Annotated in this window: 26 protein-coding genes, 1 pseudogene and 1 riboswitch; of the genes and pseudogenes, 17 read left to right on the top strand and 10 right to left on the bottom strand. The window is 36.0% G+C overall.

What is annotated here, in order from left to right; translation table 11 throughout:
• Positions 1 to 97 precede the first annotated feature (97 nt).
• The gene (gene uvrB / locus ACQ4QH_RS04735) at positions 98 to 2,113 is read left to right on the top strand and encodes an excinuclease ABC subunit UvrB (RefSeq protein ID WP_439819460.1); all 2,016 of its coding nucleotides are present in this window, start codon (positions 98 to 100) and stop codon (positions 2,111 to 2,113) included.
• A 59-nt stretch (positions 2,114 to 2,172) separates the two neighbouring features.
• Here uvrB and ACQ4QH_RS04730 read toward each other — a convergent pair whose 3' ends face one another.
• The 3 genes from ACQ4QH_RS04730 to ACQ4QH_RS04720 form a co-directional block, all read right to left on the bottom strand.
• Positions 2,173 to 3,639, bottom strand: a complete 1,467-nt coding sequence (locus tag ACQ4QH_RS04730; protein WP_439819459.1) for a peptide MFS transporter — start codon at positions 3,637 to 3,639, stop codon at positions 2,173 to 2,175.
• A 246-nt stretch (positions 3,640 to 3,885) separates the two neighbouring features.
• A complete protein-coding gene (locus ACQ4QH_RS04725; RefSeq protein ID WP_439819458.1) occupies positions 3,886 to 4,143 on the bottom strand; it encodes a hypothetical protein in 258 nt (85 codons plus the stop codon).
• A gap of 3 nt (positions 4,144 to 4,146) precedes the next feature.
• Entirely contained in the window at positions 4,147 to 4,572 is a 426-nt protein-coding gene (locus ACQ4QH_RS04720; RefSeq protein ID WP_439819457.1) for an HIT family protein, read from the bottom strand.
• Positions 4,573 to 4,692: 120 nt separating this feature from the next.
• On the opposite strand from ACQ4QH_RS04720, the gene ACQ4QH_RS04715 reads away from it, so the two are divergent.
• From ACQ4QH_RS04715 to trmB, 3 genes are read left to right on the top strand one after another with little or no spacing between them, the layout of a single operon-like run.
• A complete protein-coding gene (locus ACQ4QH_RS04715; protein ID WP_439819456.1) occupies positions 4,693 to 5,391 on the top strand; it encodes an ABC transporter ATP-binding protein in 699 nt (232 codons plus the stop codon).
• 5 nt (positions 5,392 to 5,396) lie between these two features.
• Positions 5,397 to 6,506: an ABC transporter permease gene (locus tag ACQ4QH_RS04710; protein WP_439819455.1), complete on the top strand. Its 1,110-nt coding sequence runs from the start codon at positions 5,397 to 5,399 to the stop codon at positions 6,504 to 6,506.
• Positions 6,490 to 7,152 carry a tRNA (guanosine(46)-N7)-methyltransferase TrmB gene (gene trmB / locus ACQ4QH_RS04705; protein WP_439819454.1) on the top strand — a complete coding sequence of 221 codons (663 nt, stop codon included), beginning with the start codon at positions 6,490 to 6,492 and terminating at the stop codon, positions 7,150 to 7,152. The genes ACQ4QH_RS04710 and trmB overlap by 17 nt, the downstream gene beginning before the upstream one ends.
• Positions 7,153 to 7,226: 74 nt before the next feature.
• On the opposite strand, the gene ACQ4QH_RS04700 is transcribed toward trmB, so the two are convergent.
• Positions 7,227 to 7,652 (bottom strand): DUF2507 domain-containing protein, encoded by a 426-nt coding sequence (locus ACQ4QH_RS04700; protein WP_439819453.1) that lies wholly within the window; start codon positions 7,650 to 7,652, stop codon positions 7,227 to 7,229.
• Between the two features lie 107 nt (positions 7,653 to 7,759).
• Between ACQ4QH_RS04700 and ACQ4QH_RS04695 the strand changes: the two genes are divergently transcribed.
• The 9 genes from ACQ4QH_RS04695 to ACQ4QH_RS04655 all read left to right on the top strand — a co-directional run bounded on the left by ACQ4QH_RS04695 (position 7,760) and on the right by ACQ4QH_RS04655 (position 16,063).
• Positions 7,760 to 8,665, top strand: coding sequence for an ADP-ribosylglycohydrolase family protein (locus ACQ4QH_RS04695; protein WP_439819452.1), 906 nt, complete (start codon positions 7,760 to 7,762; stop codon positions 8,663 to 8,665).
• A gap of 72 nt (positions 8,666 to 8,737) precedes the next feature.
• The gene (locus tag ACQ4QH_RS04690) at positions 8,738 to 9,688 is read left to right on the top strand and encodes an AEC family transporter (protein ID WP_439819451.1); all 951 of its coding nucleotides are present in this window, start codon (positions 8,738 to 8,740) and stop codon (positions 9,686 to 9,688) included.
• A gap of 117 nt (positions 9,689 to 9,805) precedes the next feature.
• Positions 9,806 to 9,955 carry a hypothetical protein gene (locus ACQ4QH_RS04685; protein ID WP_439819450.1) on the top strand — a complete coding sequence of 50 codons (150 nt, stop codon included), beginning with the start codon at positions 9,806 to 9,808 and terminating at the stop codon, positions 9,953 to 9,955.
• 267 nt (positions 9,956 to 10,222) lie between these two features.
• Positions 10,223 to 11,641 (top strand): Sapep family Mn(2+)-dependent dipeptidase, encoded by a 1,419-nt coding sequence (locus ACQ4QH_RS04680; RefSeq protein ID WP_439819449.1) that lies wholly within the window; start codon positions 10,223 to 10,225, stop codon positions 11,639 to 11,641.
• 46 nt (positions 11,642 to 11,687) lie between these two features.
• A riboswitch (TPP riboswitch) is annotated at positions 11,688 to 11,785 on the top strand.
• 69 nt (positions 11,786 to 11,854) lie between these two features.
• Entirely contained in the window at positions 11,855 to 12,679 is an 825-nt protein-coding gene (gene thiD / locus ACQ4QH_RS04675; protein WP_439819448.1) for a bifunctional hydroxymethylpyrimidine kinase/phosphomethylpyrimidine kinase, read from the top strand.
• Positions 12,676 to 13,296: a TenA family protein gene (locus ACQ4QH_RS04670; protein WP_439819447.1), complete on the top strand. Its 621-nt coding sequence runs from the start codon at positions 12,676 to 12,678 to the stop codon at positions 13,294 to 13,296. Before thiD ends, ACQ4QH_RS04670 begins: the two co-directional genes overlap by 4 nt.
• Positions 13,297 to 13,354: 58 nt before the next feature.
• Positions 13,355 to 13,654, top strand: coding sequence for an MTH1187 family thiamine-binding protein (locus tag ACQ4QH_RS04665; protein ID WP_002827191.1), 300 nt, complete (start codon positions 13,355 to 13,357; stop codon positions 13,652 to 13,654).
• Positions 13,655 to 13,864: 210 nt separating this feature from the next.
• Positions 13,865 to 15,136, top strand: a complete 1,272-nt coding sequence (locus ACQ4QH_RS04660; protein WP_439819446.1) for an OFA family MFS transporter — start codon at positions 13,865 to 13,867, stop codon at positions 15,134 to 15,136.
• A 132-nt stretch (positions 15,137 to 15,268) separates the two neighbouring features.
• A complete protein-coding gene (locus ACQ4QH_RS04655; protein ID WP_439819445.1) occupies positions 15,269 to 16,063 on the top strand; it encodes a TraX family protein in 795 nt (264 codons plus the stop codon).
• 50 nt (positions 16,064 to 16,113) lie between these two features.
• Here ACQ4QH_RS04655 and ACQ4QH_RS04650 read toward each other — a convergent pair whose 3' ends face one another.
• Together ACQ4QH_RS04650 and ACQ4QH_RS04645 are read right to left on the bottom strand one after the other, a co-directional pair.
• Entirely contained in the window at positions 16,114 to 17,799 is a 1,686-nt protein-coding gene (locus ACQ4QH_RS04650; RefSeq protein ID WP_439819444.1) for a glycoside hydrolase family 13 protein, read from the bottom strand.
• 49 nt (positions 17,800 to 17,848) lie between these two features.
• Complete coding sequence (locus tag ACQ4QH_RS04645) at positions 17,849 to 19,216, bottom strand: SLC45 family MFS transporter (protein WP_439819506.1); 1,368 nt, start codon at positions 19,214 to 19,216, stop codon at positions 17,849 to 17,851.
• Between the two features lie 220 nt (positions 19,217 to 19,436).
• On the opposite strand from ACQ4QH_RS04645, the gene ACQ4QH_RS04640 reads away from it, so the two are divergent.
• On the top strand, positions 19,437 to 20,450 hold the full coding sequence (locus ACQ4QH_RS04640; protein WP_439819443.1) for a LacI family DNA-binding transcriptional regulator: 1,014 nt from the start codon (positions 19,437 to 19,439) through the stop codon (positions 20,448 to 20,450).
• 557 nt (positions 20,451 to 21,007) lie between these two features.
• On the opposite strand, the pseudogene ACQ4QH_RS04635 reads toward ACQ4QH_RS04640, so the two are convergent.
• Both ACQ4QH_RS04635 and ACQ4QH_RS04630 read right to left on the bottom strand, forming a co-directional pair.
• Positions 21,008 to 21,193: pseudogene (locus ACQ4QH_RS04635) on the bottom strand (IS30 family transposase); the annotation flags it as partial.
• Positions 21,186 to 21,392, bottom strand: coding sequence for a hypothetical protein (locus ACQ4QH_RS04630; protein WP_439819442.1), 207 nt, complete (start codon positions 21,390 to 21,392; stop codon positions 21,186 to 21,188). The gene ACQ4QH_RS04630 and the pseudogene ACQ4QH_RS04635, both read right to left, overlap by 8 nt.
• Positions 21,393 to 21,686: 294 nt before the next feature.
• Here ACQ4QH_RS04630 and ACQ4QH_RS04625 point away from each other — a divergent pair, with 294 nt between their 5' ends.
• Genes ACQ4QH_RS04625 through ACQ4QH_RS04615 form a run of 3 tightly spaced genes read left to right on the top strand, consistent with a single transcriptional unit; the run spans position 21,687 to position 22,763 of the window.
• Entirely contained in the window at positions 21,687 to 22,031 is a 345-nt protein-coding gene (locus ACQ4QH_RS04625) for a ParA family protein (protein ID WP_439819441.1), read from the top strand.
• Positions 22,032 to 22,086: 55 nt separating this feature from the next.
• Positions 22,087 to 22,485 carry a hypothetical protein gene (locus ACQ4QH_RS04620; RefSeq protein ID WP_439819440.1) on the top strand — a complete coding sequence of 133 codons (399 nt, stop codon included), beginning with the start codon at positions 22,087 to 22,089 and terminating at the stop codon, positions 22,483 to 22,485.
• Between the two features lie 2 nt (positions 22,486 to 22,487).
• Complete coding sequence (locus ACQ4QH_RS04615) at positions 22,488 to 22,763, top strand: hypothetical protein (RefSeq protein ID WP_439819439.1); 276 nt, start codon at positions 22,488 to 22,490, stop codon at positions 22,761 to 22,763.
• Between the two features lie 116 nt (positions 22,764 to 22,879).
• On the opposite strand, the gene ACQ4QH_RS04610 is transcribed toward ACQ4QH_RS04615, so the two are convergent.
• Together ACQ4QH_RS04610 and ACQ4QH_RS04605 are read right to left on the bottom strand one after the other, a co-directional pair.
• On the bottom strand, positions 22,880 to 23,434 hold the full coding sequence (locus ACQ4QH_RS04610; protein ID WP_439819438.1) for a hypothetical protein: 555 nt from the start codon (positions 23,432 to 23,434) through the stop codon (positions 22,880 to 22,882).
• Positions 23,435 to 23,488: 54 nt separating this feature from the next.
• The gene (locus tag ACQ4QH_RS04605; protein WP_439819437.1) at positions 23,489 to 25,840 is read right to left on the bottom strand and encodes a pLS20_p028 family conjugation system transmembrane protein; all 2,352 of its coding nucleotides are present in this window, start codon (positions 25,838 to 25,840) and stop codon (positions 23,489 to 23,491) included.
• Positions 25,841 to 25,861 lie beyond the last annotated feature (21 nt).

The raw sequence follows: 25,861 nt of genomic DNA, 5'->3' as shown, positions 1-25,861 counted from the left end.
TTAGAAAGTTTACAAAATAGCATTAACAAGGGCAGCTGCAGAAAATAAACTGTCTCAGCTGCTCTTTTAATTTTAGCTAGAAAGCAGGATATCTATAATGATTAATCGTCATACTGATAATGAATACGAATTAGTTTCAAAATATCAACCAACCGGCGATCAGCCTGAAGCTATAAGAAAGTTAGTTAATGGCTTAAAAAATGGTATTAAAGAACAAATATTACTAGGCGCAACTGGGACTGGAAAAACTTTTACCATTTCGAATGTTATTGCGCAAACGAACAAGCCAGTCTTAGTACTATCACACAATAAAACTTTGGCGGGACAATTGTATGGTGAATTTAAGGAGTTTTTCCCTAATAATGCCGTGGAATACTTTGTTTCATATTATGATTATTACCAACCTGAAGCTTATGTACCATCATCAGATACCTACATTGAAAAAGATTCATCAATTAATGATGAAATCGATAAGTTGCGTAACTCTGCAACTGCTTCACTATTAGCTCGTAATGACACAATTGTTGTCGCCTCAGTGTCATCAATCTTTGGTTTGGGTAATCCAGAACAATATCATGATCATGTCATTAATGTTCGAGTAGGAGATATTTTAGAAAGAAATGACTTAATGCACCGACTAATCGACATTCAATTTCAACGGAATGATATTGATTTTCAACGTGGCCGTTTTCGCGTTAGAGGTGATGTTTTAGAAGTATTCCCAGCATCATCCGATGCCAAAGCACTACGAATTGAATTTTTTGGTGATGAAGTCGACCGTATTCGCGAAATTGACTCGCTTACTGGAGAAATAACTGCTGAATTGGACCTTGCCACAATATTCCCAGCAACTCACTTTATGACCAATGATGCGATACGTGATCGTGCTTTAAAAACAATTCAAGCAGAGCTAGACGATCAATTACAAAAGCTTGAAAAGGATGGTAAACTACTTGAAGCACAACGGTTGAAACAGCGAACTGAATATGATATTGAAATGATTAGAGAGATGGGCTTCACGACGGGAATTGAAAATTATTCACGTCATATGGATGGTCGGCAACCAGGCGAACCACCTTTTACATTATTAGACTTTTTCCCTGATGATTTTATTATTATTGTGGATGAATCGCATGTTACCATGCCACAAGTTCGAGGTATGTATAAAGGGGATCGTGCTAGAAAAGAGACCTTGATTAACTACGGGTTCCGTTTGCCATCAGCATTGGATAATCGACCATTGCGTATTGAAGAGTTTGAAAAACATGTGAACCAAATTATTTATATGTCAGCAACACCAGGTGACTACGAAAACGATCGTGTACCTGAAACAGAGGTTGCACAACAAATCATTCGTCCAACCGGGCTATTAGATCCGGAAATCGAAGTACGTCCAGTTATGGGACAAATTGATGATTTAATTGGAGAAATTAACAAACGTGTTGATAATGAAGAACGTGTTTTTGTTACAACTTTGACCAAAAAAATGGCTGAAGATTTAACGGATTATCTCGAGGATGTTGGTATTAAAGTTAAATATCTACATTCCGATATTAAAACATTAGAACGTACCGAAATTATTCGTGATTTACGTCTTGGTAAATTCGATGTATTAGTCGGAATCAATCTATTACGTGAGGGAATTGACGTACCTGAAGTTTCATTAATCGCAATTCTCGATGCTGACAAGGAAGGATTCTTACGTAACACACGTTCCTTGATTCAAACGATTGGGCGTGCTGCCCGTAATGAAAATGGTCATGTTATTATGTATGCGGACTCAGTCACTGCTTCAATGCAAGCAGCGATGGATGAAACTTCTCGGCGCCGTCATATACAAATGCAATACAATGAAGATCATAATATTACGCCGCACACGATCAAGAAGGCCATTCGTGATTTGATTTCGGCAAGCCATGAGGTTGAGAATCAATCTACCGAGAAGGGTAGCTTTACCGATGTTGCCTTTAAAGATATGGCACGTGATGATCAAAATGCAATGATTGCAAATCTTGAAGACCAAATGCGTTCTGCAGCAAAACGACTTGATTTTGAGGATGCAGCTAATCTCCGTGATGCAGTCATGGAATTAAAATTACAAATCGGTAAGTAAATAATAAAGTGCGCCATAATTGTTAGATTTTCATGTCTAACAATTATGGCGCACTTTACTTAATTAGCTTCACTTAAACTATCATTCAAAATTTTTATTTTTTTGGTTGCAATCCAAAGCAATAACCCTGCTAACACAGTAACAAGTCCAATAATCAAGAAGTAAGCAATTTCAGTATTAGGTGCATATAGCTTAACTAATTGTGCATTGGCTGCTTGAGCAGTCGCATCAGATAGATTCCAAACAGTTAACATTTGTGCTTGGAATGCAACAGGAGCCATCTTGGCTGATGCTGATAAACCAACTGGAGAAATTAACATTTCACCAATTTCAACTAATGCCCAAGAAGCTACAAGCCAAAGTGGGTTAAAATGATTATTTACACCAAATAGCATCCCTGGGAAAGCCATCCAAACATATGACAAACCTGCAAATACAAGTCCTAAGGCAAATTTTACGCCCGTTGCCGGTTGCTTATCACGTAACTTCTTTGACCATAACCAAACGAAGAAAGGCGTAAATAGCATAATAAATAGTGGGTTCAATGATTGAAACCAAGAAGCAGGAATGCCATGAAGCGCTGTTTGGTTTGAGGCAAATAGCGCCAAAACAACTGATCCCTGTTCTTCAATGACCCAGAACAACATTGCTGCAATAAATAATGGAATATATGCCACAACTTTGCGTCGTTCAAACTTAGTCGTTTTACTTGATGTTAACATGACGACAAAATAAGCAATTGGCACAAGGATAGCAACAGCCGTTAATAGGTTAATAATTGAATTAATATTCAACGTGCCTGTCATTTGTAAAATAGCTAAGATTAACAGAATAACAATAATTCCCAATCCAACTTTCCAAATTAATGATTTGATTTCTTCAGGCTGCAAAGGTGATGGCGCTTTTTTCGAAACATTACTTAAGTGTTTCCGTCCATCAATCGTATATTGAATCAGACCAATAAACATTCCTATAGCAGCTAATGAAAAGGCAACATGGAAGTTAACATGTACTTGAAACCATCCTACTAAAATCGGAGAGATAAAGGAACCTAAATTAATTCCAAAAACATAAATTGAGAAACCAGCATCTCGGCGCTCATCATCGGCGGCGTATAGATTCCCTACCATTGTTGCGACATTTGGTTTCAACAGGCCGGTACCTAAGGTAATTAAGAAAATCGAACAAAAAAGACCAGTTGTTCCCAATGGCATTGATAAGGCAATGTGACCAAACATAATGAGGACACCACCATAAAATACCGTCCGCCAAGAGCCTAAAATACGATCTGCTAGATACCCACCAATGATACCTGATAGATAGACCATCGAGCCGTAAATAGACATAATTGCCGCACCAGTGACGGCATTAAATCCCAAACCACCTTTATCAGCGGCGTATATCATATAAAATAATAGTATGGCTCGCATACCATAGTATGAAAAGCGCTCCCACATTTCAGTAAAGAACAAAGTCATTAAACCTTGTGGTTGACCAAAAAATGAGGCACTATCTTTCTGATTCATCAAAAAAACCTCACTTCACATCAAAAAAATGTGCATATTTATTCTAAAAAACGAACGTTTGTAATTTTAAAACGAACGTTTGTAATTTTACGCTTATTCAAAATGAAAATCAAATACATGATTGTCTATCATATTAGGCAATAAAAAAGATGATCACGCCACTGACCTGAAGTCGGAAGATTGATCACCCTTAAATACGTTCCAAGAGACTGAAATTAATTTTTGCACTCTCTTCGGTATGTCTATTCATTTTTTTTGCTTTTTGGGAAAGTTAGCTAAAGATTCCGTGATGCGTGTTTGTGCTTCATTAATACGCTCAAGATGAGGTTTATTTTTGAAATCCAATTTTTTAAGTTGACCTTGCAAGTCATTTACTAAAGAATTAATACCATTTAAAGACTCTTGAATGTCTGAGACTGATTTTTTTATATCATTAACAGAATCTTTCTCATATTTAATAGCATCTTTCAAATCGTGGAATCGTATTTTTGCTTTTTCAAACATAAATTAATCCTTTTCAAATTGTGCTGCAATTTTTTTTGCGCGTTCTTGATAAATTGTGTCAGTCATTTTTTCACTATTGTCAACTACAGGAATATCGAACTCATCATCAATATAGCGGGGCACTAAGTGGAAGTGTGAGTGAAAAATAGATTGCCCAGCTGCTTCACCATTATTATTGATGATGTTTAATCCGATAATTTTATCATCACTTGCTTTGATAGCACGAGCAATTTTAGGCAAAATACCCAATACACGTGCAGCTAGTTCGTCATCATATTCATAAATATTAGCGACATGCTTCTTAGGGACAACCAGTGTATGCCCAGGTGTTGCTTGCGTTAAATCTAAAAATGCAAAGACATCGTCATCTTCATATACCTTATATGAAGGAATCTCACCATCAATTATCTTATCAAATACATCTGACATCTTAATATTCCTCCTCTAACATTAACTTCATTATACAGTTAATTATAATTCCTGTCTGGTATAAATAATGGAAAGTTTTTTGGTAAAATAGAATAAATAATAGAAATACAGGTGTATAACATGAGTTTAGAAATTAAGAACTTATCTGGAGGATATGGCAAACTAACTGTTTTAAAGGATATTTCATTTACTATCCCTGATGGGACATTAACTGCGTTAGTCGGTTTGAACGGCTCTGGAAAATCAACAACGATCAATCATATTATTGGTCTATTAAATCCCAAGCAGGGTAGTATTACATTAAATAATTTAACATTAAGAGAGAACCCTGTTGCATATAAAGCGCAACTTGCTTATATTCCTGAACAACCAATCGTTTATGAAGAGTTAACACTAAAAGAGCATTTAGCATTAACTATCGCTGCTTATCAGCTAGATGAAAAGGTTGCTTGGCAACGAGCTGAACAGTTGTTAAAAATTTTCCGACTAGAAGATAAATTAACATGGTTTCCTACCCATTTTTCAAAGGGTATGCGTCAAAAAGTAATGATTGTGATGGCCTTCATTACAGAGGCAAAGTTGTTTATCATTGACGAACCATTTTTAGGTTTAGATGTTATTGCTGTTAATGACTTACTAACCCTTATTGATAGTAGAAAAAATGAAGGTACTAGTTTTCTTTTAACGACTCATGTGCTAAATACCATTGCAAGTCATGCTGATCAATTTGTTTACCTAAAGGATGGACAAATAGCTGCAGAAGGGCCAGCAACTGATTTTTCGAAACTCGTACCTGAATTAAATGTAAATGAGGAATAAGATCTATGAAATTAAATCATCTATTCCAAGATCGTGTCGCTAAGCGATGGCATCAATACCTCAAGTACCTCAGGTATGTATTTAATGATCATGCTGTCTTAGCATTATTTATTTTAGCAGGGGCTGGGGGACTAGCATATCAATCATTATGGCAAACTGCTCCCATAAATATTTGGACAAGATTACTAATCATCATTATCATCATAATGACATTCATCTTTTTCAAAAATCCAACTAATTTTATCAAACAAGCTGATCCAACAGCACTGTTAAGTGATGAAGCATCCTTGCGAAAATTAATAAAGCAAGCAACGACATATAGCATGATTATTAATGGAATTGTTGAAGGCATTGTATTGTTAGCATTATGGCCCATGATTTTTCGATTGTTAACAGATTCTATTCCATTAGTTCTAGTTGCTACAATCGTTTTAGTTGCCTTAAAAATGTTACTAACCAAACATATTGCACAAAAGCAGCGTTTATTTTTAGATACTTCCAATTCAAAATTAATTAATTGGCGGCATTTAGTTACATCTGAAGAAAATCATCAATTTATCGTACTATCATTTTTCAACTTATTTATTGACGTACCAGGAATTACACCATGGATAAAGCGGCAATCCTGGGCTGATAAGCTTATTGTTTTTTGGGATAAGCACAACAACAATCCAATTACCAGGTTGTATGTGACGGCATTTATACGTCGGACACAATATATTAAGTTGTGGCTTCGACTAACTATATTTGGTGGACTAGCTGCATGGTTTACTACTGGCTGGCTACAAACAACACTATTAGTTATATTATTTTACCTACTAGTGTTACAGTTAATACCACTAAGCAATGTACATCAACATATCGTCTTTAATTTCTTGTATCCAATCCCAAATCAACAACGTTTACGAGCATTTCAGTTAGCAATGCTACCTTGGTTAGTAGCAACACAATTAATATGGGTGATTGTTGGCTTTATCGCCGACCCTAGCATTAATTTGTTGTTACAAAATCTAATTTGTCTTGTCGTGGTAGGTGGCATTTTGGTATTCTGGTATACGGAACAAAAAATCAATAAAAGCACACAAAGGAGAAACACTCGTGCGTTTACGAAATAAAAAGTGGGCACAACCATGGTTAGAAAATCATGCGGACCTCGTTATCAACCAAGACCGTGCTGTTTCATTAAAAGGCAATTGGCAGAGCATTTTTACGAAAGAACAACCTCTACAAATTGAAATTGGAACTGGTAAAGGTCAATTTATTATTGGTATGGCTAAGAAATATCCTGATATCAATTTCATTGGTATGGAAATTCAAGAGGCAGCAGTGGCTGTTGCCGGTCGTAAAGCAGATGAAGATGAATCTGAGCTACCAAATCTAAAGTTTATCTATGGTGATGGTGCCGGTGTAGACACATACTTTGCTAAGGGTGAGGTTAGTAAACTATTTTTAAACTTCTCTGATCCTTGGCCAAAAACACGTCATGAATCTCGTCGCCTAACTTATAAGTCATTCCTTAAAAGTTATCAAGCCGTTTTACCCACAGGTGGCGAGCTTGAATTCAAAACTGATAATCGTGGTTTATTTGAATATTCACTTTATTCTTTTGCTAACTTTGGCATTCGTTTTAATCCAGCTGGTATATCTTTAAACCTTCATGAGGATGAAGATAAAATGATCGACAATGTTGAAACAGAATATGAACATAAGTTTGCCTCACAAGGTTATCCAATTTATAAGTTTGTGGGTTCATTTAATTAAATTTACGCTACTATAAAAAGAGACCTATAAATTAGCTTTTTGCAAGCTAATTTATAGGTCTTTTATTTGATTCGTTAGTCTGGCATCTCAATGGATTCTTCAGTGATAACAGTAATGGTTACTGAATTTTTACCATTTTCCCACTGTGCCTCTGCACCACAATTTGTTAGTTGTTGGATTTCTTGTGCCAAAAATCCAGCTTCAAACGCAAAACTTGCATCTGGATGCTTAAGCAACCGTTCGTCAACAACAGGACCATTTAGTAACCATTTTTGTTCAAATGATTTTTGAGAAGTGTTTGAAAGGTAACCAAACCCAGCCGACATAAAGAAATTCTGAATTTCATTAGTTCCAGTTAATTGGAACTCATTTGCGATTGACTTACCAGCCCAGTATGTAATCTCTGATTGATCATCTTGTAATAATTCAGGTAATAGATGATCACGTAACAATACGAGTGAAAAAATGTCAAAGTTCTGGTTTACTGTTGATTCTGTCATTGTTTGCTCCTTTAAATGTTCAAAAATAATTATAGTGTATTCACGCTTAATTTGCCAACAGTTTACATGAGTGTTACAATAATATTCTTGAAAGGATGGAGTTTTACATGGTTTTACCGTATAGTCCCCTAAATAACAGTACGCTAGGTTTAGTTACTGGTGATTTAATCGCACAACGGCAAGTTGACAGTCAGCGAACATCATGGAGTGGAGACTCCGCTTTAACTTTAGCAACAATCAGTAGCCTGTCATATGGTTATAATTTAACTGACATGATGGATCGATACCTAAGTTGGTATCAATCCGGTGAATACACTAAACATGCCAAAAAACCCATAACTGTTGGTAGCACAACAACCTTCGCATTGGATAAGTACGAGCGAACAAGTGATCCATTTAATTCAGGTGGTCGTGAACTATCCGACAATGGAAATGGTGCTCTAATGCATATTACGCCGGTTATATTGTATCTACGATCGCAATATGGTGAAGATTTTGTCTCTCATGAACCGGCGATGTTAATGTTACATCAGATTACTGGTTTGACCCATAATCATCCCCAGTCATTAATTGCTAGTGGTTTATATGCAATGCTAGTAAATAACATATTACAAAATATGTCGCTTATTGAAGCAGTTGATCAAGCAGTGAGTGGTTCTTATGAATACTATTCACAACACCAAATATTTGCACAATTTTTACCAGCATTTCAAGCACTAAATAAACCTGATTTAAAAAGTGAATCTGTAGAGTCATTGCATACATCAGGATATGTTGTTGATACATTGGCAGCAACGATTTGGGTCATACTGAATAGTACAAGTTTTGAAAATGCAATATCACTTACTCAAACTTTACCAGGCGAATCAGAGCGTATTATGCCTCTTGTTGGTTCACTAGCTGGCATTTTATATCATCAAGAATTTCTTGAAAAATATAATACTAATGACAAAGAATTAGCGTTAGTGATGGATGTACTTCACATAGCAAATAAAAGCCATAATTTTAATTAATACTGTTGCATAAAAGATGGCTAATTAGCCATCTTTTTTTTATCTTTTTAGAAAGAAGGAATTTATAGTTAAATGGCGGCATTAACCCATAGTATAACTGGTGTTTTAATGATTTTAGGGTTAGTAGCAATGGGGTTTATTTTAATTAGGGGAAACATTTTTGATGATTCCGATGGTAAAATAAGTCGATTTTTATCTGGCTTTATTTCAAAAGTTGCATTACCAGCTTATTTAATTGTTCATATACCTCAAGACTTCACACCTAAAACATTATTGGCAATGGGAACAAATATTTTATTTCCACTAAGCAGTATGATGCTACTGTTAGTCTTATCATTTTTTATTGCGCGCATTATTCACGTTGATCCAAAACATAAAGGCCTTTTTCAATCGCTACTTTTTAATTCAAATACAATAACCGTTGGTTTACCAGTTAATATGGCATTATTTGGTATGGATAGTTTACCATATGTCTTAATCTATTATATGGCCAACACGACTGTATTTTGGACAATAGGTGTTTATATGATTTCAATCGATGGCAATCATGACAATAACCATTTTAATATGAAAAAAACGCTAGCTGGTGTCTTTAACCCACCAATGATTGCGCTACTCATCTCACTAATCCTAGTTTTTATTAATATAAAACTACCATCATTTTTAGTTACTGATTTAACAGAATTAGGGGATACAAATGTTCCTTTGGCACTAGTATTTATTGGTTTCGCCATTGCGAAGACTTCTCGTAAAGACTTGTTACCAAATAAAGAGACTGTAACCTTATCATTAAGTCGTTTTGTTTTAGCACCACTCACAATGGCTCTCATTATGATGCCATTTGATTTGCCTACTTTATTGAAACAAGTCTTTATCATTCAGTCCGCTATGCCCGCGATGACCAACGCAGCAGTCATGGCTCTCGAATACAAAGCAGATTATAAATTTGCGTCTATTAGTATTACACAAACAACCTTATTGATGTTGTTAGTTATTCCAATACTGATGTTCGTTATTCAATAACATCGTAAAAGCTTTTCCTTGCTTTACCTGCCTTGTTCGTACTATGGTTACTTTGTGATGATTATATTTTATATAATCATTTATTTCATAGTTTAAGTCGACAAAGGAGGCATAATAATGGCATTGTTTGGAACAAAAGCTTGGGCTAAGCAAACATTGAAGGAGGCTGGTGTCAGTCAAATTTTAGTAGCTAAGCGGCCAAAACGACTTGCAAACACAACAATAACGGCACTATATCAAGAAATATTTCAGCGTCATTTGATTTAGTTTGCACAATTTGATACAAAAAGTGAGTGTTCCAAAAGACTGAAGCCGATTGTAACAACAAGGCTTCAGTCTTTTGGAACACGTTTAAAGGGGCAGAAATCCACCAAATTCAAATAGGTAGATTTCTGCCTTCTTAGTTTATGATAGCTAGTTATATATCAGTCTCTTTTTTGTTTATTTATTCGCTTTTAATTATTTTTATTGCATATTATTTCAATAATTGCTAAGATTATGATAATATAATGAATTATTTGGGAGATTTATTAAATGAATATAATTAATACAGCAACATATCATGATGCTTGGTTAAACGATTTGACAGAATTGCTTAAAATTCATTCTGTAAGAAATGATGCACTAGCCACAACGGATGCCCCTTATGGACCTGGTCCAAGAGCAGCTCTTGATTTTATGATGACAATTGCCAAGCGTGATGGCTTTGAGAAAGTGGGAACAGTTGGTAATCGAGCAGGATACATCTATATTGGACCTGAAGATGATGAACAGCCAATTGGTGTCATTGTGCATGTCGATGTTGTGCCTGTAAACGATATTGATCAATGGCAAACTGAACCATTCACGCCAGTTATTAAAGATGACAATCATATTTATGCACGAGGGGCAGATGATATGAAGGCAGCCGTTATGTTAACTTACTATGCAATTAAAGCTATTAAAGATGCCCAACTCCCATTGAAACACCAAATTAGATTTATCATTGGTACTGATGAAGAGAGCGAATGGGCAGATATGCACCAGTATTTTGCAGAGGAAGGGGACCTACAATATGGTTTTTCACCTGATGGTGCAGCAAATCTATCATACGGTGAAAAGGGTATTAGTCAGCTTGATTTATATTTTGATGCCACAAATCCTAAAGATGCCCCAATTAAGTTAATCAACTTTAAAAGTGGGTCAGCAACTAATGTTTTACCTGGATTTGCTACTGCAACTTTATCTGGCATTTCTGTCAATGATTTGCAGAATAACTTTGACCAATACTGTCAAACAGAAGATATTTCAGGAACTTTAAATCCAAACGGTGAACAAACTGTTCTGACAGTACAAGGCGTTGCAACCCATGCTGCACGCCCAGAAACTGGCAAAAACGCCGCAACCTATCTTGCTAATTTTTTAGCACAGTATGACTTTAAAGGTAATGCGGCTAACTTCCTACAATTTATTGGACAAAAATTACATAAGGACCCCTACGGTGAGCATTCTGGGTATGGTAAATCAGAACCAAAGCTTGGAAAAACCAGTCAAAATGTTGGCATTACTGACTTCATTAACAATACAGCTGGACATATTAACCTGAACTTCCGTCATTCACTAGCGTTTGATGAAGCCGAAACCGTTGAGCAAATATTGATTGATGAACCTTGGTTAACTAACATCGTTCGTGATCCGGCAGGACTTGTGCCACATTATGTGGGCCAAGATAACCAGCTTGTTAAATTGTTAGCGAATGCTTTTCAGTCTGTTACTGGTAAATTACCCGACCAAGGCGTTAATGGTGGGGCTTCCTTCGGACGTCTAATGTCAAGTGGTGTTGGATTTGGTATCATTCCAACAGATGAACCATCAACAGCTCATGGAGCAAACGAATCCTTTAATTTGGCGAACTACCAAACTGGTATCGATCTTATCGTAGCAGAAATACTAGCCCTATCAGATAATTTATAATTTGTTGACCTACCCAAAAATAAATGTGATAATTAGCATGTAATTTAATATTTACTAGGGGAGCCTTTTGGCTGAGACGTTAATTAACGGACCCTTTGAACCTGTTTAGTTAGTACTAACGAAGGAAAGTAATGGTCAATGCGATTTAAAGCACAGAAAACCAATTTCCTGGTTTTCTGTGCTTTTTAAATTGCCATAAATGCAGGAGGAATCATGATAGATATACCACAAGTTATAACAATTGCTTCAACTGATGCTAGTGGTGGGGCTGGTATCAATGCGGATTTAAAAACATTTCATAATCAAGGCGTTTATGCTGCGACGATTGTGGTCGGGCTAACCGCTCAAAATACTTATGGTGTGCAGGATCAATATCCGATTCCTGCAAAGTTTATTTTAGAGGAATTTAAAAGTATTGCTGATGACTTGGATATCAAAGCAGCCAAAACTGGCGCATTACTGGATGAGGTTCGTGTTCATGCGGTTGCACAAGGATGGCAGACACATAACCTTGGAAAATTAATTATCGATCCAGTAATGGTAGCAAAGGGTGGCGCGCACTTATTAAGTGATGCAGCGATCGATACTTTAAAGACAGAACTTATACCACTCGCATTCTTGATAACACCAAATCTACCGGAAGCTGAAGTACTTGTTGGTAGTGCATTGAAAAATGATCAAGACATTATTAATTCAGCTAGGACAATCCAAAATATGGGGGTTAAAAATGTCTTGATAAAAGGTGGCCATCGTGCTGATTCAAAAAATGAATTTGCTGACTATATGCTATATGCTGACGGTTCATCAGAATGGCTCACAATGCCTGGTATCAAAACTAAACGTACGCATGGAACTGGTGATACCTTATCATCTTTTATAACTGCAAATCTAGCAAAAGGATATGATTTGAAGGATATTATGCCTGTTGCTAAAAAATTTACTTACGAAGCCATTCGTCAAACAATCAATGTTGGTCATGGTCATGGCCCATTAAATCATTGGGTAGCTATCACAATGGGGACGGAGGGAAACCAATGACCTTTCATGAATTTCTATTACAACAGTCAGCATCAGTACGGAATGATATCTATCACTCATCTTTTGTACAAGGCATAGGATCAGATAATTTATCGCAAACACAGCGAGATTATTATGTTGCACAAGATACCTATTATACCGACTATTTCGGTAAACTATTTGACTTAACGATAGAAAAATTAACACCATTACAGCAAGCTTCAAAGCCTGTGTCTACAGATGAACAAACTGCTCACGATGCCTTGTTAGCAAGCCAAGCAATGCTAAATATACCACCTGACCAACATAATTTAGCCTATCTAGAGCACATGGAAAAGACGATTATGCAAGGTGATGCCACAAATGCGATGTTGGCTTTATTACCATGTACGGAGTCGTACCATTTAATAGGCGCTCATTTTATTAATAAGTTTCCTAGTAATACCTATGAACCTTGGTTAGCTTACTACACGAGTTCCGATTATAAAGCATTCACTCAACGGAGCTGGCAAGTAGTTGATCAGCAGGTACCTGACTGGCAGAAACTATCTTTTGAAACACAGCAAGCTTATTTATCAACATATTTAACATCTTATCAATATGAACTTACTTTTTGGGAGCAAGCGGCACAACACTAAGTAATGTATTAAATGTTATAATAAATATAGACTATGTATTGAAGAGAGGGATTTAAAAATGAATACGTTAATTTCAGTTGCGATAGCACCATTTGGTGTTGGTGATGAACTAAGTAGCTATGTAAACGATATAATTGGGGTAATCGAAGAATCTGGACTTACTTACAAAACAACCGCCATGGGTACTGAAATTGAGGGGGAGTGGTCAGATGTTATGAACACTGTGCAAAAGGCCATTCAAACGTTAACAGATAAAGGTATCCGTGCATATGTTTCTTTGAATGCCGATATTCGACCTGGTCACACAAACACAATTGAAACAAAACTACAGAAACTTAGCCATAAATTAGAGGGATAATCGTTTTTGTATTAATATCAATTTAAATGAGATAGGGCACTAAATAAGGTGTACCTATCTTTTTTCTTTCAAAAAGAATCTGGAATAAATAAATTCCCGATTTTTATAACGATTTATGTAGACAAATCCTTTAAATGGGACTATATTTAAATACCGTAAGCGTTTTCACGACGTGTACGTTTAATTTAGGTTTTTTAAGGAGATATTATTATGCAAACTGCATTATCGTCAGAGAGTCAACCAAAAGTTGTCAATCGTTGGTTGGTAATTTTTGGTACTGCTCTTGTGCAATTGGGTGTGGGAACCTTTTACGCATGGAGTATTTTTAACACACCAATTTTAAAGATGTTTCATCAATTGGTATTAGATCCAGCTACAGGTAAACCTGCGGCTGTCCAGCCACATTTAGGATCTATTTCATTGATTTTTTCAATTGGTGCATTAGCCTTATCATTATCAACAATTTTTGTTGGCGCATTAGTTAAGAAATTTGGTGTTCGTAAAGTCACGATCTCAGCAGGTATCTTATTTGGTATTTCAGTCTTTATCGCATCACGCGTTAGTTCTGCAGATCAATTATGGCTATACTATTTGTCAGCAGGTGTTATGTTAGGCGCTGCCGATGGTATTGCGTATATGTCAACACTATCAAATGCCATTAAATGGTTCCCTGAGAAAACAGGACTTATTTCTGGTATCTCAGTTGCTTTCTATGGATTAGGCTCATTTGTTTTCAAATATATTGATTCAGCTTTTCTAGGAACGAATATCGTTCATAACTTGCCACACGCTTTAATGGCATGGGGATTCTTATCAATGCTTCTAATCGTAGGTGGTGCATTATTCATTCATGATGCACCAGAAGCAAAGACTGAGGATGTTATTGACGATCCAACTCACCATGAGTTCACAACTCGTGAGATGCTACGTAAGCCACAAGCATACTTGCTATTCATTGCCTTGCTAACAATTTCTCTGTCTGTTTACTTAACTGGAATTTCATCTAACTTAGGTACAAATTTGGCCGGATTAGATATTGCACAAGCGACAAATATTGTTGCCGTAGTTGCAATTGCTAATACTATTGGTCGTTTCTTGATTGGATCACTTTCAGATAAGTTTGGCCGTAAGCCAATGTTTATTCTTTCATACATTGTAACCTTTATTGCCGTAGCTACTTTGGCATTTAGCAGTCATCTAAGTGTTCCGGTATTTTATGCCGCAATGATTGCCGTTGGTTTCTTCTTTGGTGGTACGATTACTGTTTATCCAACTATGGTTGGTGACTACTTCGGCTTGAAAAATCATAGTCAAAACTACTCTCTAATTTACCAAGGATTTGGTTTCGGAAGTTTAGCAGGTGCCATTATTTTATCACTTGCTGGTGGTAATTTATCCGTTGTCTTTAATATCTATATGGTAATGTTGATCGTTTCATTATTGATTTGGGTATTTATTAAGAAACCAGTTTACAAAAACTAATTTTTTTACAAATATAAAATTTTTAGCTACCGATTTTGATGAAATCGGTAGCTTTTTTGATACTATTTTCTGTATAATATCATTTATGATAATTTGTATAAATCAAATACATATTTACTGAGAGGTATTTTTATGAAGACAAAGCAAGGACATTTTCTACAACTGACGACCTTTGATATTAAGGTCATTGGATTAGTTTTAATGGTCATTGACCATTTTCATCAAAATTTTGCACCGTTTGGCGCACCAGCATGGTTAGATTGGTTTGGTCGTCCAGTAGCAACTTTATTTTTCTTTACGGCCGTTGTCGGCTTTGCCCATACACATAGTAAGAAAACTTATATGCTTCGTTTGTATATTAGTATGGTGGTCATGGCAATACTAATGAACTTAACACAACAAATTATTGGTTTTGAACAAGTTCAATTGATCAATAACATATTTCGTGATTTGTTTATTGGAACCATTTTTATGGTTGCCATCGATCAATTTGAGAAAGTAAAGGATGGTCATGCTGGTAAACATATCACGGTGGGTGTGCTCTTATTTTTGTTGCCATTCTTGTTATCAATAATCATGATGCCCTTACTTGCATCAAGTGGTTCAATTTCTTTAACTCAAAAATTGATCATGCAAGCTTTATTAGCCATTAATCCAGCAATTATGCTTGCAGAAAATGGTGCCATGGTTTTGCTTATTCCAATCATGTATATATTCCGAAACGTTCGATGGGCACAATTATTAAGTATCGTTGTAGTCGCAGCTATCTATGGTTTCTTTGGTTCTACACAATGGATGATGATTTTCGCCATCATTCCAATTGCTTTATATAACGGATCAAAGGGACGGGGTATGAAATACTTCTTTTATATCTTCTATCCAGCGCATCTCATTTTCTTATATGCACTTGCCGCTTGGCTATATTAAAATTAATAACACAAAAAAAGCACATCAAAACGATGTGCTTTTTTGTGTTATTAATTTTTGTAACGATATACCTTTGCTTCAAATGGACGCAATGTTGTGCCTTGATCATCTGGATAATTACTAATTAGTACCTCTGCATTAGCAGGAACATCATAGTCACGAGACTGTTCTAATGCAGTAAAGTTATTAATGACTAATAACTCTTCATCATCACCAATACGCTTGTATGTGTATACTTCTTCATCATCTGGATCCAAGAGTTGATAATGCCCAGTTGTGATAATAGGTAACTCATGACGTAATTGAATCAACTTTTGATAATAATAGAAGACTGAATCTTTATCAGCTAAAGCTTCCTCAACATTGATTTCGCCAAAATTGTCATTCATCTTTAACCAAGGAGTACCATCAGTAAAACCAGCATTCTTACCAGCAGTCCATTGCATAGGGGTACGTGCATTATCACGTCCTTTGTAGTGAACATAGCGCAACAATGTATCATCATCAATTAAGTGATCTTTATTAACCAAATACTCACGCGCATTTAAAATTTCAATATCATTGAAATCATCCCAGCCTAAGTTATAAGCATTTGTCATACCAATTTCTTCACCTTGATAAATATAAGGCGTTCCTTGCATGAAGTGTAGTAGGGTACCAACCATTTTAGCAGATACAACGCGGAACTCAGGTTTGTCACTACCATAGCGACTAACTGCACGTGGTTGATCATGGTTATTCCAGTACAATGAATTCCATGCTTTACCATCTAGTTCATATTGCCATTTACTTAGATTTTCCTTCAATTTAGGTAGAGAAACACGTTGATCATACCATTTTCCTAAAGCAGCATCAGGATTACCATCTAATTCAACATGTTCAAATTGAAATACCATGTTCAATTCTTTGCCATCGTTTGATGCGTATTCTTTAGCATTTTCAATATCAACACCTGAGGCTTCACCAACCGTCATCATGTCAGCATTGTTCAGTACTTTATTACGCATTTCTTGTAAATACTCATGAACATGAGGACCATTGGCAACAGCACGATTTGAATTACCGTAGATATCTCCTTGAGGAACTTCGCCATCAGGTAATCCATCTGGCTTAGAAATCAATGAAATAACATCCATACGGAACCCATCAATTCCTTTATCAACCCACCAATTCATCATATTCCAAACAGTCTCACGCAATTTAGGATTTGCCCAGTTAAGATCTGGTTGTCCCTCGGCAAAGAGGTGTAGGTAATACTGACCTGTCTTTTCATCAAATTTCCAAGCTGAACCAGAGAAGAAAGATCCCCAATTATTAGGCTCATGACCATCAACTGGGTCACGCCAAATATAGAAATCACGCTTATCATTATCCTTTGAAGAACGACTCTCAATAAACCACTTATGTTGATCAGAAGAATGATTAACAACTAAATCCATCACAATCTTCAGACCACGTTCATGCGCTTCTGCCAACAAGTGATCAAATTGTTCCATATCTCCAAATTCTGGGTTGATGCTTTGATAATCAGAAATATCGTAACCATTGTCTTTATTTGGTGAATTGTAAACTGGATTCAACCAGATAATATCTGCACCTAATTTCTTAACGTAATCTAGATGTTGTTCAACACCTTTTAAGTCCCCAATACCATCATTATTTGAATCTTGAAATGAGCGAGGGTAGATTTGATAAACAACTGCTTTTTGCCACCATTTAATATTTTCTTTTGTCATTATTTTCTCCAATTCTTTTTATTGATTATCTTTCATTTAGTTAATTATATTAAATCTCATCTCGAACCATCCAAATTGCAATTCCTGCAATAAAGAAGGCTATTGCTGCAACAATAAACATATGTGCCATTGAACCACCTAAAGCTGGTAGAATTAAAAAACTAATAGATGATGCAACAATCTGTGGAATACAGATAAAGCAATTAAATAGTCCTAAAACAATACCATCATGTTTACCATCTAGTGCATTTGTCAAAATTGTAAATGGAATAGTAATTAATGCAATCCAAGCAACCCCAAATAGAGCAAAGGCGATGATTGATGACAACTTGGTTGTGCCAAATGCTATCATTAAAAATCCAATACCTCCAAGAATCATGCTGACCGTATATGCAGGTCGACGAGTCTTCTTAGTTAAACGTGCAAAGAAAAGTCCAACAATAATTGCAACGATAGAGTACACTGCTTGAACAATTCCAAACCAATTTCCAGCTGCTTGATAACCAGCCGTTGATGGATCTGTCACATGCCAAATGTTTTCGGCTAAGGCACCCGTTGAGTAAGTCCACATATAAGGAATCGCAAACCAAACAAAGAATTCAACAATACCTAATAGCCAGAATACCTTTGGGGCACTTTTCAATACATTGACAATTGAAGACTTTTCATTTTGCTCTGCTGCGGAAATATTGTGATACTTTGCCATTTCTTCCGGTGTATATTCTTTAACGTTTTTAATCGTGAAGAAAGCCGAAAGAGCCAGAATAATTGCCGATGCATAGAATGAAATTTTAACAGACATCGGTACTTCACCACGTGGTGCAGTATTTGCAACTCCTAAAGCAGTTAAGAGGAAGGGGAAAACGAACGCTACTAAACTTCCTAAACTACCCCAAACATTCTGCATTGACCATAACGAATTTGACTGTGTTTCATTCGCCATATCAGGAATGATCATTTTAAATGGTTGTTGTGAAACGTTTGCTGCTAAGTCCATAAATAATACTGTCACGGCCCCAAACCATAGTGCAGCTGCAGATCCGAACCCAAAACCTAATGAACCAGCATTAGGTAACATCAACATAACGATAAACGAAACAACTGATCCACCAATCAAATAGGGCATTCGCCGTCCAAGTTTTGGCAACCATGTTTTATCAGAGAAATAGCCAACTAGTGGCTGCATAATCATTCCAGCCAAAGGAGGTAGGATGAAGAAAAATCCCAAATTATTCGGATCTGCACCAATCGTTTGAAAAATACGACCCATGCTTCCGGTTTGCATTGAAAAAGCTACTTGAGTACCAAAATAACCAAATGTCATCATAAACATTTGAACTTTTGTTAAATTTGGTAATCTATTTTTAACTATCTTAGAAGTAGATGTTGCTGATTCTTTCAGTTCACTACCTGTCATCATTGAATTATCCATATGAAACCCCTCATAAATCAAAATAAAATCTCAAAAGTTTTGCAAAACTTGTACAAACGTTTACGCAATTATTGTAAGCGTTTCCATTTGTTATGTCAAGTTGTTTCTAAAAACTAAAAGTTTGTGAATTTGTCGCAATTTGTATGGTGTTACAAGAAAGTCCGTGTATAATTAAACACATCAAGATACAAGTTAGGAGTTGCTCATGAAAGTCACTTTAAAAGACGTTGCTAATTCAGCCGGGTTATCGGTTGCTTCAGTTTCGCGTATACTGACAAATCGTGGTCGCTACAGTGAAGTAACAGCAAAACGTGTTAGAGAATTAGCACAAGAAATGGGATATTACAAGAATCAAAATGCGGCTGATTTATCAAGTAAAAAAAGTCGTGCTGTTGGCGTCGTTGTACCGTTAATACATACAAACTTTGCTGATGAGATAATCAAGGGACTTTATGAAACGACTATTTCATCAGGTTATGAATTATTAATTACATATCTAGATGAAGACGAAGATCATCAGTACCAAGTATTTCAAACGTTGTTATCTAGGCAGGTGGGGGCTGTCTTTATGTTGTCTTTAGATATTCCTTCTTGGATGATCGATAAACTTCTAGAAGAACAGATCTCAGTAGTTTCTTTAACAGCTGTGCTTAATGAACAAATTTCTGCGGTTACTTCGAACGAATTTGAAATGATGAATAATATCGTCGATTATCTAATAACTATGGGACACAAAAATATTGCCTTGATTGGTGATACAAAACTGACAACTAACATATCAAGTACTCGTCGTACAAACTTTATTAAATCAATGACAGACCATTACTTAGCGTATGAAAATATTTTCCTATATGGTAATGATCACTCGTACGAAACTGGTTATATGAGTGTTACAACTGGTTATGACATAAATCAATTGCCATTTACAGCAGCAATTGCAACTGCTGATATGATTGGTCAAGGACTAATAAACGCAATGAATGATCATGGGAAAAAAGTTCCTGAAGATCTTTCTATTGTAACCATTGACGGTCTCCAACAAACTCAAATAGCTCGACCTAAGCTAACAACTGTCAAACAAGATTTTCCTGAAATTGGACGTATTGCTATGCAGCTTTTTCTGAACTCAAATATAGAAAAGACTGAACCTCAAATTATCTACATTCCAACAGAATTAATTCAACGTGACAGTGTTTTAAATCTGAATTCAACGAAATAAAATAAAAATGATCCGTGAATAATTACTGTTATAGATAAAATTTACGGATTATTTTTATATCTAATATCAAAATTTGTTAGGTACTAAATGTTTAGATATTATTTGTCAGTATAAATAGCTGAATATCAGGGGATATGTAAGAATTATTGCCAATATTTATATTGTTGAAAAATTACTTATTTTAGTTTACATAATATATATTATCGAAAGTTAAACATGATCGGGCACTGTCAAGTATTTGATGCAACATTATTTTTATTGCCAGGTTTTGCATGTACTGTAAACGTTATCGCACCAGTTTTATTGGCATTTTTTTACATTTTTATAACAAAAATCATTTTGGCAAAAATTTTGTCTTTATTTACTTTTTTACCTTTAATTAGTGCTTTGTAACTTTTTAACATAATCTATGTAGTATTGTTTGATTTAGACTAGCATTTTAAGACACATCAAAACGCACCTCATCAAAATACAATTTTAACCAGATGTTCCTGAACTTTTTGCGATTAATCAAATTGCTGTACTGCTGTTATGTATGTTGTTTAACCATTTTTCAATTAGCTAGCTACTAATTGATCGTTATGCTGGGTACGTTGCCGTAGACGCCTAGTCGCACGTTTAAACAGATATTGTGGTGATTTCTGCTGCTTATTAACGTGCGTTAATGGCTTACTATTAATTTCAGCGACCACTTGATTGACTTGTTGTTGGCTGACATCGCTTAATTGCGTTCCCTTAGGGAAACATTTGCAATAATAATTCTACCTTAGCATAGCGTGGACTTTTGCGATTATCGTTGAATTCAACGTTATTAAAGAGCCTGGAAACTACAGGTGAATTCAGAAACATACTAAGCAGCACGTTGCCACCATCCGAGGTAATTGGTGCCCCATTGTCTGAAACTGCAACTAAAGGGTTGCTAGGTAATACTTTTTGAGTCATAATTTTAGACGCTCCAATTTTTGAGTATTTGGTTTGTTTTTCACTAACAAAATATCATAAAAAAGAGCTCCTTTGGTTTTCACCCAACGGGTGAAAGTGCAAAACCCGCTGAAACGGTATTAACTTGCTGTTTCAGCGGGTTTTTGTTTATATTGATGAATAATCCGGGTATTAAGTATACTTAGCTATTAACCCTGGTGTTATAATATTTATAGTCATTAATCTAATGTTCCTTTGATTAACTAATGTTTATTTCATTTTGACAAGAATAAAAGAAACAGTGAGGAAAATAAGATGCAAATTATGACGTTTACAGGTTCAAAAGGCGGCGTTGGTAAAACTACTATTATCTTTAATTACGCTGCTTGGCTAGCAAAAAACAACTATAAAATCTTATTAATCGACGGTGATTTTCAGGCTAATTTAAGTTCTTCGTATAACTTAATTACCATTGAACATACTTTGTTAGACGTGTTCATTGATGGTGACCCTGAGATAAGAAACGCAACGAAAAATATTGATTTATTACCCGCTTCACCTAATTTAGATCGTGTGGAAGGTTTAATCCAAACCAAAATGTATCGTGAATATTTACTAATGCAATGGATGAACGCTAACGCTGAAAAAATTCAAAGCTAGGATTTTGTTTTAATTGATACCCATCCAGAGTTTGGTTTACTAACGAAGAATATGATTGCAGTCAGTGATATTGTATATCGTGCCACTTGAACCTAGTGAATATGGCTTTCAACAACTAAAAACTCAGTTTGATTTACGCATGGCTGATTATCGAAAGGATAGCGTTGATCCACGCACCGGTGTTAGTGACATTGATGCAAAAGTCTATTTTCTTGGTAATAAAATACAACATAACACCACAGAAAGTCGCGAATTTAGACAAGCGCTAGATAATATGCCTGACGTTATTGCTCAAATTAACGCCCGTGAAATTATGCGAAAGTCTACGGCACAAAAACAAGCCGTGGTCGATATGCCTGATAGTGAAATTAAAAAATATCCTGGTTTCAAAGAACACCTCATCAATCAATTTACCCAAATGACACAGACTATTCAAAATGAATCGGAGGCTTAACCATGTCATTTAATTCAAAACAAAATCAATCTTCTTCTGAATCACAAATGAAAGATGCTTTTGCCAATAATCCTGTCCGTAACAATCCGGCAGCAAGTTTGGTCGCTGGGGTGGACTTAAATCAAAAAAAGGCAACTGAACGTAAACAATCCGTTTCCATTACAATGTTGCCTAGCATGAAACAAGATCTCGTTAAGTTAGCTAAAAAGAACGGCTACAATGGTTTATCAAGTTTTGCCGTCGATGTTTTCCAAGCACTACTCGACCAAGAAAAATAAAATATTCAGTACACAAAAAGGCATCACATTGCGTAACGTGGTGCCTTTTACTATGCGTATATTTATTATTATACTTTTGCGTATACTTATAAGTATGTTTCTAAGTATACTTAATATTATCGAACAATCTGAGTAACATTATCTTTAACGTCAGCGTCCTTTTGCGCTTGTTGCGGACTATTGAAATACCACTTGTAAAGATCTGATTTATCAGAAACATTCTTTTTAGACTCCCAGTAGCCATTGTCGTACATACTATCCCAAATTTCACCTAAAATCCCATCACCTTCTTCTTCATCAAGAAGAATATTATCGTTAAAGACATGGTTAGTTCCTAATTTTGTTTTTATATTAGTAGTCCCATTAGAGTTTAAAGTTTTCTTTGTTGTAGTTCCATCTTCATTTGTAATAACATCATTACTTCCCCAATTGATCATAAAATTTTTAATTTTATATTTACTCCAGGTAGTTCTATATAACGTAGCATCATTCTTGCGTAAGTGCACGTAGTGACCCTCAGGAGCTTTATCAAATTGTTTGTCAGTTTCTAATTCTTTGAACTCTTGATCTGTCAGAGGTTTGTTATGTTGATAAATTCCATAAGACGCACCTCCAGCAACAACGATTAATGCAATAATTGTCCCAATAATCCATTTTAGTTTTAGACTCATATAACTCTCCTTATTACTAATTCATTACCGACCCTCTTTAAGGTTATCATGACTTTATAATCTTTGTTTATTAGCATTTGTCTTTGGATAAGCTTTTTTAAGATCATTTTGTAACTCTTTTTGTAGCCTAGAATACTGACTCTGTGATTTATTTTGCGATTGTCTAGATTCACTAAATCTTGAATCTTGTGTTACCCCTGGATTTCCAGCAGGCTTTGGATTTGATTGTGGATTAAAGCTTTGATAATTACTATTAGTCGATCTATTACTTGGATTAGCATTTGGCATATCCGTTGACCTACTTGGTTGCTGACTCATTGTATGCGTTACAGAATTTGTAACTCGATTACCAATATTACCAGCAGGTACCGTTGTATTGACCGGGTTACCAGGCTGTGACGTATTACCAACTGCCGTAGGTTGTGTGGTCTTTGGCGAGTTACTTGATGGTCTTGGATTATTGCTGGTGTTACTGTTCATTGTCCCAGAAGAATTGTTTGGCGACGAACTAGGCGTATTCGTTATAATACTCATACCAACTGGCACCGTGCTGTTATCACTTGAATCCGAACTTGAAGCGATTGACGGATTAGACAGCTCATTATTTAAAGATGAACCTGTCGTTTGACTACTTACAGTTGAACCACTATTTTTAGAACTTACCTGACTACCAGATAGATTATTGCGACTCGTCAATGGTCTACCAGGTTGAATACCTGAATTATGCGCATCCGCTGGTGTTCTAGATCCTGTCTGCTGATTACCAGGCCCATTAATCGTACCTGATTGTCTTGTATCATTGTCATGACTTTCTTGGTTAGCCGCTTGACTTGTATTAGTTGTTGGAATGCCTGTGACATTCTTTGATTGATGAACATCGCTATTCGTTGTGGCCTTATTACCAGTACCAGATGAGCTGGATTTACCAGCTTGTTGTACAGCATCTGAGTTTGACGAATTACTGCCTGTTCCTACATCAATTAGATCAGACTTCTTATGTTTGCCACCTTGGACATCATTTTGAGTATCATCACCACGTTTCCGTGCTTGTGCCACTTTATCTTTAAGCGATTTGGCACCATTGGCAGTCTTTTCCCCAGCTTTAGCTGCACCGCGGCCAACTTTAGCAGCACCATGGAAAAAAGGCGTTGCTACTGCGCCTCTAGTGCTATGACCAACACCAGCTATTGCGGCACCAGCACCAATCAGACCAGTAGCAGTACCACCATGTCCAGTAGGTGTTCCCGTCCAATCATCAACTAACGCAAAACCAGATAACAGACCTTTTCCAGCAGCTAAAAGTAGCGCAACACTAACAACCGTATAAGGCCCCCATGATAAACTTTGATTATTAATTGCTGTCATACCCCATTGCACGAAAGCAAAGAATAAAATAACATTTAGTGGTAACAAGGCAATTCCTAGAATGCTACCTTCCATCACATGCAGTATTTGCATTGCTTTTTTACCTTCCATATCACGGAAAGCTAATGCAAGTAGAGTTAGCGAATAATAGGCTAATCGGAAAAAGCGTACGATTAATTCAATGATTGCTAAGAAACCGACAATCGCAAAGACAATCTCAGCAGCAATAATTCCCATCCAATTTACTTTAATTCGTGGATAGGCATCCTCACTTCCTTTGATCCAGCCACCTTTATCCAACTTTTCTTTATCATCGTCACCTTGTTTATTTTCAAATACCTTTCTAGCATTTTTATCCTTAATGTCTTTTTTGTCTTTATCATCAATCACGCTAGTAAAAATAGATGATTTAACAATTGCATTCGATGAATTTTCTTTGATCGGACTGTAATCATGAATATGTTTTTCATCAACATCAAAATTGGCTTGTGCCACCTTCTTTAAATCAACAGAATTATTTTTCCAAACGTCCGTTAAAATACTATGGCCACCATTTTTTGCAGACTCGGTATTATCACCAAGCAGTGTCGTATTCATACTCTCAGCAACCTTAGTACCCCCTGAAATCAGCATAGGTACTAAAGCGATAATGATCACAGCGGTGACGATTCCAGCTGGCCATTCTTTACCACGCCTACCGGAAGTTAAATTAAATTGCACTAATTGAATAGCCATCATAATCGACATAATGACAAGTCCTATCGTGAAAAACATGCCTGTATATTGGACTAACTGATAACCGGTCATATCATTGGCTTCTTTGGCATCTGTAAATAAACCACTAAAATCAGCCAATTTCCAGGCCGCGTTCCAAGCCGTTAAAACAGCGTTGGCTAGATCATAGAAAATATCTGCAAGTCCTTGAAACATCATTTGTAAAACAGACAGAAACATCCGTGACTTAGGTTGTAAATAATCCGCCCACGATTCGTAAAAGGCATTATTCACGCCACCAGCTGGTAGAGTTATTAACCCAAACATCGCTTTTCCTCCTTAATTTAT

It is taken from the genome of Weissella paramesenteroides (genome assembly GCF_051903945.1).
Taxonomy (GTDB): Bacteria; Bacillota; Bacilli; order Lactobacillales; family Lactobacillaceae; genus Weissella; species Weissella paramesenteroides_A.
Note: the sequence above shows the minus strand (reverse complement) of the source record. Positions and strands in the feature narration are given on the sequence as shown.

What these genes read in the sequence shown, in the direction of transcription:
- uvrB (WP_439819460.1), top strand. Translation starts at nt 98, where the DNA reads ATGATTAATCGTCATACTGATAATGAATACGAATTAGTTTCAAAATAT.
- ACQ4QH_RS04730 (WP_439819459.1), bottom strand. Translation starts at nt 3,639, where the DNA reads ATGAATCAGAAAGATAGTGCCTCATTTTTTGGTCAACCACAAGGTTTA.
- ACQ4QH_RS04725 (WP_439819458.1), bottom strand. Translation starts at nt 4,143, where the DNA reads ATGTTTGAAAAAGCAAAAATACGATTCCACGATTTGAAAGATGCTATT.
- ACQ4QH_RS04720 (WP_439819457.1), bottom strand. Translation starts at nt 4,572, where the DNA reads ATGTCAGATGTATTTGATAAGATAATTGATGGTGAGATTCCTTCATAT.
- ACQ4QH_RS04715 (WP_439819456.1), top strand. Translation starts at nt 4,693, where the DNA reads ATGAGTTTAGAAATTAAGAACTTATCTGGAGGATATGGCAAACTAACT.
- ACQ4QH_RS04710 (WP_439819455.1), top strand. Translation starts at nt 5,397, where the DNA reads ATGAAATTAAATCATCTATTCCAAGATCGTGTCGCTAAGCGATGGCAT.
- ACQ4QH_RS04700 (WP_439819453.1), bottom strand. Translation starts at nt 7,652, where the DNA reads ATGACAGAATCAACAGTAAACCAGAACTTTGACATTTTTTCACTCGTA.
- ACQ4QH_RS04695 (WP_439819452.1), top strand. Translation starts at nt 7,760, where the DNA reads ATGGTTTTACCGTATAGTCCCCTAAATAACAGTACGCTAGGTTTAGTT.
- ACQ4QH_RS04690 (WP_439819451.1), top strand. Translation starts at nt 8,738, where the DNA reads ATGGCGGCATTAACCCATAGTATAACTGGTGTTTTAATGATTTTAGGG.
- ACQ4QH_RS04685 (WP_439819450.1), top strand. Translation starts at nt 9,806, where the DNA reads ATGGCATTGTTTGGAACAAAAGCTTGGGCTAAGCAAACATTGAAGGAG.
- ACQ4QH_RS04680 (WP_439819449.1), top strand. Translation starts at nt 10,223, where the DNA reads ATGAATATAATTAATACAGCAACATATCATGATGCTTGGTTAAACGAT.
- thiD (WP_439819448.1), top strand. Translation starts at nt 11,855, where the DNA reads ATGATAGATATACCACAAGTTATAACAATTGCTTCAACTGATGCTAGT.
- ACQ4QH_RS04670 (WP_439819447.1), top strand. Translation starts at nt 12,676, where the DNA reads ATGACCTTTCATGAATTTCTATTACAACAGTCAGCATCAGTACGGAAT.
- ACQ4QH_RS04665 (WP_002827191.1), top strand. Translation starts at nt 13,355, where the DNA reads ATGAATACGTTAATTTCAGTTGCGATAGCACCATTTGGTGTTGGTGAT.
- ACQ4QH_RS04660 (WP_439819446.1), top strand. Translation starts at nt 13,865, where the DNA reads ATGCAAACTGCATTATCGTCAGAGAGTCAACCAAAAGTTGTCAATCGT.
- ACQ4QH_RS04655 (WP_439819445.1), top strand. Translation starts at nt 15,269, where the DNA reads ATGAAGACAAAGCAAGGACATTTTCTACAACTGACGACCTTTGATATT.
- ACQ4QH_RS04650 (WP_439819444.1), bottom strand. Translation starts at nt 17,799, where the DNA reads ATGACAAAAGAAAATATTAAATGGTGGCAAAAAGCAGTTGTTTATCAA.
- ACQ4QH_RS04645 (WP_439819506.1), bottom strand. Translation starts at nt 19,216, where the DNA reads ATGACAGGTAGTGAACTGAAAGAATCAGCAACATCTACTTCTAAGATA.
- ACQ4QH_RS04640 (WP_439819443.1), top strand. Translation starts at nt 19,437, where the DNA reads ATGAAAGTCACTTTAAAAGACGTTGCTAATTCAGCCGGGTTATCGGTT.
- ACQ4QH_RS04630 (WP_439819442.1), bottom strand. Translation starts at nt 21,392, where the DNA reads ATGACTCAAAAAGTATTACCTAGCAACCCTTTAGTTGCAGTTTCAGAC.
- ACQ4QH_RS04625 (WP_439819441.1), top strand. Translation starts at nt 21,687, where the DNA reads ATGCAAATTATGACGTTTACAGGTTCAAAAGGCGGCGTTGGTAAAACT.
- ACQ4QH_RS04615 (WP_439819439.1), top strand. Translation starts at nt 22,488, where the DNA reads ATGTCATTTAATTCAAAACAAAATCAATCTTCTTCTGAATCACAAATG.
- ACQ4QH_RS04610 (WP_439819438.1), bottom strand. Translation starts at nt 23,434, where the DNA reads ATGAGTCTAAAACTAAAATGGATTATTGGGACAATTATTGCATTAATC.
- ACQ4QH_RS04605 (WP_439819437.1), bottom strand. Translation starts at nt 25,840, where the DNA reads ATGTTTGGGTTAATAACTCTACCAGCTGGTGGCGTGAATAATGCCTTT.